Source organism: Pseudoalteromonas sp. T1lg75 (assembly GCF_002964705.1).
In the GTDB taxonomy this organism is placed as follows: domain Bacteria; phylum Pseudomonadota; class Gammaproteobacteria; order Enterobacterales; family Alteromonadaceae; genus Pseudoalteromonas.
In genome coordinates this window covers 144,076-157,343 of sequence record NZ_PQCD01000033.1, presented here as the reverse complement: position 1 = coordinate 157,343, position 13,268 = coordinate 144,076, and the positions used below count along the sequence as shown (strand labels likewise).

Here is a 13,268-nt window from a genome sequence, read left to right as displayed (position 1 = left end):
TTAAGTGATTAACGAGATTGAATATAGTTCATGGTTTTAATCTGTTGCAGCGATAAAAACAGATTGGGTTAATCGATTATTTTGATAGCTTATTCATTTAATGAGGCTTGGCTACCACAACAATGAGTGCCAAGCCCGAAGGCCTTTATTCGGCGGTGGTGGGATCAATAATGGTTTTAACTTCATGAATGGCACTGATTGGAAACTCACCCATACTGGCGTGCTGCTTGATCAGAGCTTCATCCGGGGCAATATACACACAAAAAATCTTATTACCGGTCACATAGCTCTCCACCCACTGAATCTGCGGGCCGAGTTGCTCGAGTACATCACAGGAGCGCTGTGAAATCCCTTGCAGTTCATCTGCGGACAGCCCGCCCGCACCTTCTATTTCTCTTTCAATCACGTACTTTGGCATTGCTGACCTCCATTGAGAGTAAGAGCAATAAGTATAGTCAAGGAGCGCTGGAGTGAAGAGGCCTAGGTGGAAATGGCAGGATTAGGGCTGTGGCTTGTATGAGCCCCGACCGGCGAAGGCGCCAGCCGGGAACCTTAGGGTATTAAATTCCCTGACTTTTTAGGTACTCTTCATATGAGCCCTGGAAGTGCACTATGCCCTCGGGGCGAATATCAATAATCTGCGTCGCTAGGGATGACACAAACTCACGGTCGTGGCTGACAAAGAACAAGGTGCCTTCGTAGTTTTCCAAGGCCAGGTTCAGAGCCTCGATAGACTCCATATCCAGGTGGTTGGTCGGCTCGTCCAGTACCAGCACGTTAGGATTAATAAGGCTCATTTTACCAAACAGCATGCGACCCTTTTCACCACCGGAAAGCACCTTAACGCGTTTCTTCACATCATCATTGGAAAACAACATGCGCCCAAGAGCACCGCGCACCACCTGGTCGTCGCCCGTGGTCCACTGTTTCATCCAGTCGAACAGGTTAGCGTCTTCAACAAAGTCGGCGGCGTGATCCTGAGCGATATAACCAATTTTCGCTTGCTCGGCCCATTTTACCGAACCCTGATCGGCCTCGACCTCACCCAGTAAACAACGCAGTAAGGTGGTTTTACCGGCGCCGTTTTGGCCGATAATGGCAACACGCTGACCGGCTTCAACCTGTAAGTCAAAGTTGCTGAACAAGGGCGTTTCAAACGCTTTTGACAAGCCTTCGATGGTAATAGCCTGACGGTGCAGTTTCTTCTCTTGTTCAAAGCGAATATAGGGGCTGACGCGGCTTGATGGCTTCACTTCTTCAAGCTGAATTTTATCGATTTGCTTGGCACGAGAGGTGGCCTGCTTAGCCTTAGAAGCGTTAGCAGAGAAGCGGCTAACAAAGCTTTGCAGCTCGGCAATTTGCGCCTTCTTCTTAGCATTTTCGTTAAGCATTTTCTCACGGGCCTGGGTGGCCGCGGTCATGTACTCGTCGTAGTTACCCGGGAATAGGCGCACCTCACCATAGTCCAAATCGGCCATATGGGTACACACGGTATTTAAGAAGTGACGGTCGTGCGAGATGATCACCATGGTCGACTTACGCTCAACCAGTACCTGCTCTAACCAGCGAATGGTGTTGATATCCAGGTTGTTGGTCGGTTCGTCGAGTAGCAGTACATCCGGATCGGAGAACAAGGCTTGCGCCAACAATACACGCAGCTTCCAGCCCGGAGCCACTTCGCTCATGGGACCAAAGTGTTGTTCAATAGGAATTTCCAAGCCAAGCAAAAGCTCGCCGGCGCGGCTTTCCGCGGTGTAACCGTCCATCTCCGCAAAGCGTACTTCCAGGTCGGCTACTTCCATGCCTTCTTCTTCGCTCATCTCGGCCTGACTGTAAATGAAATCGCGTCGCTCTTTCACCGCCCACAGCTCGGTATTGCCCATTAATACCGTGTCCATCACCGAATATTCTTCGAAGGCAAATTGATCCTGACGCAACTTACCCAGACGCACGCCTTCGCCGAGCATCACGTTCCCCGCCGAGGGCTCAAGATCGCCACCCAGAATTTTCATAAAGGTCGATTTACCGCAGCCGTTGGCGCCGATCAGGCCATAACGGTTGCCATTGTTGAACTTAACGGAAACGTTTTCAAAAAGAGGCTTAGCGCCAAACTGCATGGCGATATTTGCTGTTGCGATCAAGGGAAATGATATCCATGGTTGGTCAAAAAAAGGACGCGCAGTGTAACGGAATATGCCGCTTTAAGAAACCTACAGACGTACTTTTAGCCGATAAAAATAGGCGCTGAAGTCAAACTCGTTAAGATATGCTGTGTGATGGGAGTCATTCCTTGCCCAAGGCTTAAGAAATTGGGAGCAAAACAGCTCATTGCGGCTGCGTCGCTCCCCAATAGAAAAAGTCCCTACCAATGCCAAAATATCGTAGGCAGTAGCCCCCACACTCCGAGCACAACACAAAGTTGCAAGGCCATAAGTATGAAGACCGCATCCCGTATCAGGCTCTTGGTTTTATCTCGGCTTTTAAAGCAGAGCCTTAGAGATAACAACAGGGTGATGGGCAAAAGAGCGGTCACTAAAGTTAGTGAAAGGCTCGCTCTAGTCGGGTCGCCAAACTCTAAAAAGGACTGATGAGCATAAAAGTAAGCCGGAATGCCGACGGCTACTAAGTTTAAACATGGCCATATGAGTCGCTTAAGACCGCTGAAATTTCTGGCTCCGAGTCGGTATAGGGCTAAAAGCAGGATATAAACGATGCCAATGAGTCCAAGTGCGATACTCAACCAATAAAATACAAGATCCGTTAAACTTCCCTTTTTATAAGTTTTAAGGCCGTCGCTAAGCAGTAACTCACCTTCTTTATTGGTATAAAAAACATGTGATGGCTGAGTTCGCTCGGTATCGCGAAACAGTTTGTCACTGACTTGAACCAGCCGCTTGTCCTCACTTTGCAACGACTTCATCACTAGGTGATCATTCGCTGGCCTCAACCAGATAAAACCAAAGAGTCTATCAATGAGTTCAAACTCGGCCATGCTGTTCGGTGACAAGAGGTAAATACCCTCAAAAGCTGTGGTATCAAAAGTCTTTTCAGCTGCTCCGACTATAGGTGCACTGGGAAGGGCTAAGCCATGAATAAACAGGGCCGTCAGTTTTTCATAATCGGCGAGTTCACTGTCTGTATTGCTGGCATAAAAGAAGCCCTTGCCTTCCCCGGGGAACAAACACATAAAGGAGTGAAAACCAAATGTTTCTCCGGGGTGGCAATGGCCGACGACACCATGGCGGTCTCGGGTAGCAAACGCAAGGCCATGCCCTATATTTAGGCCAGCAGCATGAGCATCTGTGCCTTGTGGATGAGCAAGCATGGTCATTAATGGCGAGCTAATAAATGTTTCCCCATTGAGTTGGCCATCACCCAAAGCAAAGGTCATAAACTTCGTCATATCTGGCGCCGTAGTGGTGAATTGACCGGCGGGGCGCAAATACGTTGGCACAGCGGCCTGAGGGACATTATGTTCATGATAACCCATGGCTAAAAGCGGATCTGCTTGTTGGCTAATAAACGCAAAGCTGCTATCGCGCATCCCCAGAGGGGCTAACAAGTTATTATCCAGATATGCTTCGTAATCTTGCTGGGTTACCGCTTCAATCACCATTCCCAACAACGCATAGCCCATGTTGCTGTACGCATATTGAGTGCCGGGTTCAGTTCTCACTTTAAGTAAGGTCGAAAAGTTAGAAGCGAAAGCATTTTCGAGTGGGGTATGAGGTGTAGGCTGAGTACTGAGAAACTGCCACATTCTCACGTTCTCTAACCCTGCGGTATGCTCGAGAAGACTCCTTACAGTGATCGGTGAGCGGCCCCCCCAAGGGTTCTTAAAATTCAGCTGTGGTAACAGAGTTTCCACATTGGTGTCGAGAGACAGTCGGCCCTCGGATATCAACCTTAGTACGCCCAAGGCCAGCACCGATTTGCTGACCGAGCCCACGTGCATCTTTTGTCCCGGTTTCATCAATTCCGATTTAGCCAGGTTCGCATACCCGGCGCTGCCGCTGATGCTACCTTCATCAGTAACGGTGGACCAGGAGAGGCCGACGAGCCCTTCATTGGTTATGATCTTTGTCACTTGCTGAGTGTAATCAGCACTGCTTTCATCGCTGACAACCTGTAACGAAACTAAGGTTAAAAACAATAATAAGATTTTTTTGAACATCAATGTCTCTATTTATGATTCTCGCCTCGACAAGGCGTTAAATTTAGGTGGGTTAATACTCGGTGGATCCTGCATCACGCATAGGCTGAGCTTTCAAGGGCATTCGTGTCTTATCTTTTGAGTAATCGACTTTATTCTTTGCCATTGTAGCGTTTCACCTGATCTGGTCGGTAGCCTGTGTTTTTGCTATGCAATGAGGCCAAAGCGCATGGCTTATCCCCTCAAACGCACGCGGAGTGTCTGATAACATCCTGATTTTTATATGTTATAGACTTACCAACCCTGTGTCATCCGTATGTCCCCCTCCCTGACTTTTGAACGCGCGATACTAGCACTACCTTTATGTACGCTGACTGAGCAAGGCGAAATTATTCATTATCATGGGCTAATTTTTCAGCCACGGGCTTAATTTTGTACTTGGTAAAGTTGTGGGAAGTGCGTCTAGGCGCCAATGAATTACGTAGATAACAAGAGATGAAATTTCTGGCTTGGTGAGCCACTTCCTTGCCCAATGGCTTTACTCACCAGCAAAAAATAATCCAGGTGTCCCGCGCTTAATAAAACGAGTGTGGCTGGGCTTCTATACCCGCTCTTGGTTGTAGCTTAAATCCAGCTCCAGTTGCTCTAGGGACTTGCCCTTGGTTTCCGGTAAATACCGCCAGACCAACAATAACGACAGCAGCGCAAAAACGCCGTAGAGGGCAAAGGTCACCGCGGCGCCGTACTTCGCCAGCTCCCAGGGAAAAACCAGTTGCACTAAAAAGCTCACGCCATTATTGATCACGGTTACCACGGAAATCGCCACCGCCCGCACCGCATTAGGGAAAATCTCCGAAAACATCACCCACATGACCGGGCCCAATGAAACGGCAAAGGCGGCCACGAATAGGGTGATCCCTACTAGCACCAGGGTCGCATTCATGGTGATCGCCTCGGCCATAATTTTACCCTGATGGCTTTGCAGCTGTTGCTCACCGAGACGCTGTGCCAGAGCTTCCTTAAACACCACATCATTTGCGTAAGTAGCGCCGGCCATGGTCTCCAGGCTTTGCACCAGCTCGGCGGGCACCTGAGTGTTTAGCTGAGTCAGCGCTTTTTGATCGAGCCGGTAGGTGGCCTGATTAAAGCCCCAGCTACACAGGGCCATGCTTATGGCAATACCACTAAGACCGAAAAGTAACAAAGGCTTACGTCCATAACGGTCAATACTCAACATGGCAACCAGGGTAAAGAGCACATTCACAACGCCTATCCACACCGCTTGTGCGAATGCGGTGTTGGTTCCGACCCCGCTTTGTTCAAAGATGGTTGGCGCATAAAAAAAGATAACATTAATGCCGGTGATCTGCTGCGCTACCGCCACCAAGAGGCCTATCATTAGCGCAAACCGCAACTTAGCACCGAACACAGTTTTAATACGCTCAGATAAAGGCGGCACCTGCTGTTGCAGTGATGCCCGCATGCTGCCCAGCTGCTTATCGATCTGCTGGGCAGAAAATAACTTTATCGCCACGGATTCGGCTTCTTCTTCCATGCGCTGCATCAGTAACCAGCGCGGGCTGCGCGGGATCACAAACAGCAGCACCAGCCAGCACAGTGCGGGTATCAGCTCCAAGCCTAACATCCAACGCCACAAATGCTCATCGAGCGCCAACGTATTTACCCAGGCTGCGTCGCTTTGTGCCCACTGCAGTAGGCAGTAATTACTGAAATAGGAAACAGAAAAACCCAAGACAATATTGAGTTGATTGATGGACACCAATTTACCGCGATGCTCAGGCAGGCTGATTTCCGCGATATACATGGGCGCCACCATCAAGGAGCAAAAGGCCATGCCGCCGATAAAGCGGGCGATGACCAGCATCCAATACCCCTGCGCCAACGCCGAGGCCGCGGCAGAGATAACAAATAACACGGCTATGACTATCAAGGTCTTGCGGCGGCCGATGGCGTCACTAACCACGCCCGCGAACAAGGTGGCGAATAACCCGCCTAGGGTGGGTGAACTGACCACAAAACCTTGCTGCCAGCTTGTAAGTTGGTACTGTTCGGAGATAAAGCCAATGGCACCGGAGATCACCGACGCATCAAAACCAAATATAAATCCCCCCAGCGAAACCACTAGAGTGTAAAACAAAGCTGGAGGGATGATTTTGTTCATTCAGGGGCTACCAGGGAGTCACGCACAATTAATTTGGGGGCGAACAAGTTTGTGTGATGTCGTGATTTTTTATCCTTGTATACGTGCTCAAGTACCCACAGAGCCGCGCCGTTACCCATTTTCTGAATCGGGTTATCTATGGTTGTTAGTTTGGGGTATAAATAGCGGGCAAAAAGCACATCATCGAAGCCTACCACCGACAACTGCTCGGGAATACGCACGCCGCGCTCGCGAGCCGCGGTCATCGCCCCTGAGGCCATTTCATCGTTGGCACAAATCAAGGCCGTAAAGGGTTTGTTTACCGCAGTTAACTGCAAATAACCTTGTGCCCCTTCTTCTTCATGGAAGCCGCCCTCAACCATAAGTTCAGGGTCAAAGGTGATGTTTGCCTCGCGCAAGGCACGCTTGTGACCTTCTAAGCGCTCTTTCGCATCTTGCTTAAACAAGGGACCACTGATGTAGGCAATATCCCTGTGCCCCTTATCTATGGCAGCCTTGGTGGCCAGATAACCGCCGAGCTCGTTGTCGGTATAGAAGCAACGCTCGGCCATTTGCTCGATACGGCGGTTAATCAACACCACTTCAACATCGCACTGACTGAGCTCTAACAGGTACTCATCACTGACCGCCTCGGCATGAAGGATCAAGGCATCACAGCGTCGGTCGAGTAAAAATTCGATGGCATTTTTCTCTTGTTGCTCATCACTATGGCCCGCGGTGATCACGACGTGTTTACCGGCCTTTCGCAATACGTCCTCAACGGTACTCATCATGTTGCCAAAGAAAGAGCCGTGCAATGCCGACACTAATAAGCCCACGCTGTTACTGCGATTGGAGGCCAAAGACTGGGCAATGGAGTTAGGTTTATAGCCTAACTCTGCCATTGCCTTGAGTACTTTTTGGCGCGTACGGTCGCTGACCTTCACATTACCGTTCATCACCCGGGACACGGTCGCCAATGATACGCCGGCGGCTTTTGATACTTCGTAGATGGTTACCATGGTTGTTTTTATAAATTTCCTAATGGAGCAACGCTAATACAATACGCCGCTAGAGTCTATTGCTAAGCAATGCTTTGTACGCCAGAGCGCTGTGTTTTAACGTCCGTTGTTGCGTTGCATAATCCACATAAACCAGGCCAAAACGTTTGCTATACCCGAGCGACCATTCGAAGTTATCCATTAGGCTCCAGGCAAAATAACCGCGAATGTCCACGCCTTGTCGGATGGCATTATCCACCGCGCGCAGGTGGCTGTTAAAATAATCAATCCTTGGCTGATCCACCACCTCACCGGCTACAAGCTGATCATCAAAGGCCGCGCCATTTTCGGTTATGTACAAGGGCGGAAGCTGGTAGCGCTGGTCGAGTTCCACTAAAAGCTTGGTGAACGCATCGGGCACTATCTCCCAGCCCATGGCCGTCAGCGCATGGCCCTGAGGCACCACCTGCTCAAGCCAGCCATGACCATCGTCTTTATAAACGGCTCGGGTGTAATAGTTAACGCCGATAAAGTCGTTGTTCTGGGCGATAATTGCCATGTCACCCTCTTCGACCTGCGGACGCGATTGCGCATCCAGGTCGTTGAGAATATCCGGGTAACGACCTTCCAATAAGGGCTGAATGTACCAATGGTTGTGGTATTCATCCCCTTTGCGCGCCGCCTGCACATCGGCCTCGCGGGTACTGGCGCTATACGCGGTAGAGAAATTAAGTACGATACCGCACAGGCTATCGGGTACACAGCGCCTAAGCACCTTCATGGCCAAGCCATGCGCTAATAATAAATGATGCGCTGCCTGACGCCCGTTTGCCTGCCCTACTTTACCCGGCGCATGAATGCCTTCCTCATACCCCAAGTAAGCCGAACAAAAAGGCTCGTTGAGCGTCGCGTATGAGTAAACCCGGTCGCCTAAGGCCTTGGCCACCACCTCAGTGTAAAGGGCAAAGGCATAGGCGGTATCGCGATTCAGCCACCCCCCTTGCTCCTCAAGGTGTTGCGGCAAATCCCAGTGATACAAGGTGACAAACACCTTGATACCCTTGGCCACCAGGGCCTCAACCAAATTCCGGTAGAATCCAAGCCCCTGAGCGTTGATGGAGCCATCCACATTCATAACCCGGCCCCAGGCGATAGAAAGGCGATAAGCGTCTACGCCTAAATCTGCAATCATAGCCACATCTTGTTGCCAATACTTCACATGCTCACAGGCGATAGCGCCATTGCTGTGGTCGGCAATGGCATTGGGTTGCTCACAAAAAGTGTCCCAAATGCAAGGGGTTCGAGCGTCTTTTGCTCCTTCAATCTGAAACGAAGAAGTGGCCACACCATAAATAAACTCTCGGCGCAGCATGGGGGATTCGTCTGGCAAGCTGATTGTAGATATCAAGGTAACAGATCCATTTTATATCCCTACACCGGGATTTTTTTATTTGAATTCATCGGCACTTTCTGCAATTATCAAATGCAAATGAAAGCGCTTTCATTTGTAAATGTAAGCGCTTTCGGATAAAAGATCAACAGGAGAACGACGTGGCTTTATCAATGCAGCAGTCAGCGCAGGAACACTCGCCCAGCGCAAATCAACCCTATCGGTTTGCGCTTGTGGCTCTGACCTCGCTTTTTTTCATGTGGGGATTTATTACCTGCCTTAACGATATACTTATTCCCTATTTAAAAGGGGCTTTTGAGCTTAACTACACACAAGCCATGTTGGTACAGTTCTGCTTCTTCATTGCTTACTTCCTGGTCTCTTTGCCTGCAGGTAAGCTCGTTGGACAGCTAGGCTATCAGCGCGGCATTGTGGTCGGGCTTGTCGTTGCCTGTGTGGGCTGTTTGCTGTTTTACCCCGCGGCCAGTGCCGGCATCTACGCCCTATTCCTGATCGCACTTTTTGTATTGGCATCGGGCATTACCATCTTACAGGTGGCTGCGAACCCCTATGTAAGTGCATTAGGTCCGGCGGAAACCGCCCCTTCACGTTTAACCATGACCCAAGCGTTTAACTCTTTTGGTACAACGGTCGCGCCGTTTTTCGGCTCAATTCTGATTTTCACCGAAGGAGCTGAGGTGATCAAAGGGGATGCATCCGCAACACAAGGGCCCTACCTGATGCTCGCCGGGGCCTTGTTATTACTGGCGGGCATTTTTGCAAAACTAACCTTACCTAAAATCACCAGCCAAACAGGTAGCAATACCAGCACCAAAGGTTCTGCTTGGCAATACAGTCACTTAACTCTTGGAGCACTGGGTATCTTTATGTATGTCGGTGCCGAGGTTGCTATCGGCAGCACTATCGTCAACTTCTTCACCCTGGATAGCATTGCCTCAATGCATGAAGGGGAAGCGGCTAAATACCTTACCTATTACTGGGGCGGCGCTATGGTCGGTCGCTTTATCGGCGCCGCGGTTATGCAGAAAATTTCCGGTCGTACCGTACTCGCCTTCAATGCCATGAGCGCATTTGCATTAGTGCTTATTGCCGTATTTTTTGACGGCATGCTCGCCATGTGGGCCATTTTGTTAGTGGGTTTATGTAACTCTGTGATGTTCCCGACCATCTTCAGCTTGGCGCTCAACGGCCTAGGTAAACACACGGCGCAAGGCTCGGGCATACTTTGCCTGGCCATTGTCGGCGGTGCCATAGTACCCCTTTTCCAAGGCATGCTCGCCGATAGCATCGGTCTACAGTGGTCATTCCTTCTCCCTGCCCTGTGTTATGTTTACATCGCTTTTTATGGCATCAAGGGTGCTATTCCACACGCTATTGAATCAGGAAAATAACAATGAAATCTACTTTAAGCTCAATTGCAGTGAGTCTTGCAGTGATAGTGAGCGCGGGCTGCTCTAAGGAGCAAAAGTCTGGCGATCAACAAGTGCAAGCAACGCCAAAGCAGGCACCTCAGCAGCTGTGGCCAAAGATTGATAACCAAGTGGCAAAGCTGAACGATGTGGAAAGTCGCATCACCGAGATCATGACGACCATGACCCTTGAGCAAAAAATCGCGCAAATGATCCAACCCGAAATTCGCGATATTTCCGTGGAAGACATGCGTAAATACGGTTTTGGTTCCTACCTCAATGGTGGCGGTGCGTTTCCTGACAATAACAAGCAGGCCAAGGTAGAGGATTGGGTCGCCCTTGCAGAAAAAATGTATCAAGCCTCCATCGATGACTCGCTCGATGGCAGCAGCATCCCAACCATGTGGGGTACCGATGCGGTACATGGCCATAACAATGTAATCGGTGCCACACTGTTTCCGCACAACATAGGTTTAGGTGCGGCAAATAATCCCGAGTTGATCGAAAAAATTGCCGAAGTAACCGCGACCGAAGTACTCGCTACGGGCATTGATTGGATTTTTGCGCCCACGGTTGCTGCGGTGCGCGACGACCGCTGGGGCCGCACCTACGAGGGTTACTCGGAAGACCCTGACATCATCAAGGCCTATTCACATGCGATTGTAACTGGTCTTCAAGGCAAGCCCGGTGAGGGTTTCCTTGGCCAAGACAAGGTGATCAGCACGGTCAAGCATTTCGTCGGCGATGGCGGTACCCTAGGCGGTGACGACCAGGGTGACAACATCAGTTCTGAAGAAGAGCTCTATAAGATCCATGCCCAGGGTTATGTGGGAGGCCTCAATGCCGGTGCACAATCGGTGATGGCCTCATTCAACAGCTGGCATGGCGAGAAAATTCACGGCAATAAATACCTGCTTAACGATGTCCTGAAAGAGCGCATGGGTTTTGATGGTTTTGTGGTCGGTGACTGGAACGGTCATGGCCAGGTAGCCGATTGTAGCAATGCCAGTTGCCCACAATCCATTAATGCCGGCTTAGACATCTTTATGGTCCCTGGGGATTGGAAAGCCCTTTACGACAACACCTTGGCTCAAGTGCAAAGCGGCGATATTTCGCAAAGCCGTATCGATGACGCCGTGCGCCGAATCTTGCGTGTCAAGGTACGTGCTGGCTTGTTCGAAAAACCCAGCCCGGCACAGCGCATCTATGCCGGAAAAAGCGAGCTTATAGGCAGCGAAGCGCACCGTGAAGTGGCTCGCCAAGCGGTGCGCGAGTCTTTGGTTCTACTTAAAAACAATGAACAGCTCCTGCCACTGAAACCCAACACCAAGGTGTTGGTTGCTGGGGATGCGGCTGACAACATTGGCAAGCAATCGGGTGGCTGGACCATCACCTGGCAAGGCACCAACAATGAAAATAGCGACTTCCCCGGCGGTACCTCAATTTGGGATGGTATTTCAGCGCAGGTTGAGGCCGCTGGCGGCAGCGCGCAATTGAGTGAAGATGGCAGCTTTGAGGAAAAACCAGATGTTGCCATAGTCATATTCGGAGAAGAGCCTTATGCGGAAGGGCATGGTGATCGCGCCAACCTTGAATACCAAGCCGGCGATAAACGAGATCTAGCGCTGCTCAAACGCCTTAAACAACACGGTATTCCTATTGTTGCGGTATTCATCAGCGGCCGACCCATGTGGGTCAACCCGGAACTGAACGCCTCTGACGCCTTTGTGGCCGCCTGGCTGCCAGGCTCCGAAGGTTTGGCGGTAGCGGATGTTCTCTTCACTGACGCCCAAGGCCAGGTACAACATGACTTTACCGGACGCCTTAGCTACTCCTGGCCAAAAACCCCGACTCAGCTAGTAAACCGGGGAGATACAAACTACGCACCATTATTGCCTTATGGCTTTGGCTTAAGCTACGGCGATAAAAATGTATTAAGTGACGAACTGGATGAGCAAGTAGCAAGCGCACACCAACAACAAGCAAGCGTGCCGCTTTTTACCGGCACGGTACAAAAGCCCTGGCAACTCTGGCTCTATTCCGGCGATGAAAGTATCAGGGTCAGTGCCAACACCCACGAAGTAGGCGGGTTATTTTATCGCACCATAGACAAAGAGGTGCAGGAAGATGCGCGTAAGCTGCGCTTTAACGGCAATGCAAACGCCGGTATTCGCCTGGCCAGCAAAAGCTTCTTTAGAGAGGATTTACGCGCCAAGCTAGGTAGCGATGTCGTGGTTACATTTCACCTCAATGTTGAGCAAGCGCCCAGTGACGCCGTATACCTGAGGATGAACTGTGAAAGCGAGGGCGATGCCCCAGGTTCCTGTGGCGCACAGGTCGATATCAGCGAGCAACTAAAGGCCGTGCCATTGAATACCTGGCAGCCGCTGACGGTGGATTTAGCTTGCTTCACCACCCAAGGCTTTAAACTGCAAAATACCGTGGTGCCGTTTGAGCTGAGCACCCCAGGCACGTTGACCGTGAGCCTTGCTGACATCAGCTTAGAAAAGAAGTCTGATCAATTGGGGCAGTTACGCTGCAACTAGTTGACTTTCTAGTAACCTCCCAAAGCGGCCTCCGGCCGCTTTTTTAGCATCTAAATCTTGCAAGCCCCTATTGCGCTTTATTCCATTTAAGTTCGCACAATGTCGGATAAGTGCCTATAAATGTATTACTTTAGGAACGAAAACATGCAATTGGCGATTTTTCGGTGTAAGGTGGAAAAGTCCTTATTCTGAATAAAAACAAACAGAGGTCATTATGAACGGAAAAATTATCGGCATTATTCTTATTGTGATCGGCGTGGCGCTGGTTGCCTGGGGCTATAACGTGTATGACGCGGTAGAAGCGCAGCTAACCCGCTCTCTTAACGGCGAAACACCCATTGAAGCCTGGCTGGGCATGGTCGGCGGTGCCATCTGTGTCGCCGTGGGTGTGTTTAAGTTAAAGTAAACACAAAGCGAGTCATTGGTTCGCCAGTGGCTCGCCAGCGGATCGCGATTTAAACACATAAAAATAAAATAGTTATCCCCTGCAGAGAGAGCAAAACCTATCTCCCTTATTCTGCATCGTGTCCCGCCGCTTAAACAATTCATTAAATAGCCAGCAATGCCCTTTTGAACTAGACTTCAGC

9 protein-coding genes are annotated in these 13,268 nt (G+C 50.2%); 3 read left to right on the top strand and 6 right to left on the bottom strand.

Annotation, left to right across the window (positions count from 1 at the left end; genetic code table 11):
• Window positions 1–145: 145 nt before the first annotated feature.
• The 6 genes from C2M36_RS07385 to C2M36_RS07360 form a co-directional block, all read right to left on the bottom strand.
• On the bottom strand, window positions 146–418 hold the full coding sequence (locus C2M36_RS07385; protein ID WP_105254350.1) for a DUF4242 domain-containing protein: 273 nt from the start codon (window positions 416–418) through the stop codon (window positions 146–148).
• 142 nt (window positions 419–560) lie between these two features.
• Window positions 561–2,141, bottom strand: coding sequence for an ABC-F family ATPase (locus C2M36_RS07380; protein WP_105254349.1), 1,581 nt, complete (start codon window positions 2,139–2,141; stop codon window positions 561–563).
• A gap of 221 nt (window positions 2,142–2,362) precedes the next feature.
• Window positions 2,363–4,174 (bottom strand): serine hydrolase domain-containing protein, encoded by a 1,812-nt coding sequence (locus C2M36_RS07375; protein WP_105254348.1) that lies wholly within the window; start codon window positions 4,172–4,174, stop codon window positions 2,363–2,365.
• Window positions 4,175–4,754: 580 nt separating this feature from the next.
• The gene (locus C2M36_RS07370) at window positions 4,755–6,335 is read right to left on the bottom strand and encodes a sugar porter family MFS transporter (RefSeq protein ID WP_105254347.1); all 1,581 of its coding nucleotides are present in this window, start codon (window positions 6,333–6,335) and stop codon (window positions 4,755–4,757) included.
• Window positions 6,332–7,336 carry a LacI family DNA-binding transcriptional regulator gene (locus C2M36_RS07365; protein ID WP_105254346.1) on the bottom strand — a complete coding sequence of 335 codons (1,005 nt, stop codon included), beginning with the start codon at window positions 7,334–7,336 and terminating at the stop codon, window positions 6,332–6,334. Before C2M36_RS07365 ends, C2M36_RS07370 begins: the two co-directional genes overlap by 4 nt.
• Before the next feature lie 49 nt (window positions 7,337–7,385).
• On the bottom strand, window positions 7,386–8,720 hold the full coding sequence (locus tag C2M36_RS07360; protein WP_105254705.1) for a GH1 family beta-glucosidase: 1,335 nt from the start codon (window positions 8,718–8,720) through the stop codon (window positions 7,386–7,388).
• A gap of 158 nt (window positions 8,721–8,878) precedes the next feature.
• Between C2M36_RS07360 and C2M36_RS07355 the strand changes: the two genes are divergently transcribed.
• The 3 genes from C2M36_RS07355 (at window position 8,879) to C2M36_RS07345 (ending at window position 13,087) form a co-directional block, all read left to right on the top strand.
• A complete protein-coding gene (locus tag C2M36_RS07355) occupies window positions 8,879–10,117 on the top strand; it encodes a sugar MFS transporter (protein WP_105254345.1) in 1,239 nt (412 codons plus the stop codon).
• A 2-nt stretch (window positions 10,118–10,119) separates the two neighbouring features.
• Window positions 10,120–12,681: a glycoside hydrolase family 3 protein gene (locus tag C2M36_RS07350; protein ID WP_105254344.1), complete on the top strand. Its 2,562-nt coding sequence runs from the start codon at window positions 10,120–10,122 to the stop codon at window positions 12,679–12,681.
• A gap of 214 nt (window positions 12,682–12,895) precedes the next feature.
• On the top strand, window positions 12,896–13,087 hold the full coding sequence (locus C2M36_RS07345) for a DUF3185 family protein (protein WP_105188797.1): 192 nt from the start codon (window positions 12,896–12,898) through the stop codon (window positions 13,085–13,087).
• Window positions 13,088–13,268 lie beyond the last annotated feature (181 nt).

Excerpts from the sequence above, each read along its gene's own strand:
- C2M36_RS07385 (WP_105254350.1), bottom strand. The coding sequence starts at position 418 with ATGCCAAAGTACGTGATTGAAAGAGAAATAGAAGGTGCGGGCGGGCTG.
- C2M36_RS07375 (WP_105254348.1), bottom strand. The coding sequence starts at position 4,174 with ATGTTCAAAAAAATCTTATTATTGTTTTTAACCTTAGTTTCGTTACAG.
- C2M36_RS07370 (WP_105254347.1), bottom strand. The coding sequence starts at position 6,335 with ATGAACAAAATCATCCCTCCAGCTTTGTTTTACACTCTAGTGGTTTCG.
- C2M36_RS07365 (WP_105254346.1), bottom strand. The coding sequence starts at position 7,336 with ATGGTAACCATCTACGAAGTATCAAAAGCCGCCGGCGTATCATTGGCG.
- C2M36_RS07355 (WP_105254345.1), top strand. The coding sequence starts at position 8,879 with ATGCAGCAGTCAGCGCAGGAACACTCGCCCAGCGCAAATCAACCCTAT.
- C2M36_RS07350 (WP_105254344.1), top strand. The coding sequence starts at position 10,120 with ATGAAATCTACTTTAAGCTCAATTGCAGTGAGTCTTGCAGTGATAGTG.
- C2M36_RS07345 (WP_105188797.1), top strand. The coding sequence starts at position 12,896 with ATGAACGGAAAAATTATCGGCATTATTCTTATTGTGATCGGCGTGGCG.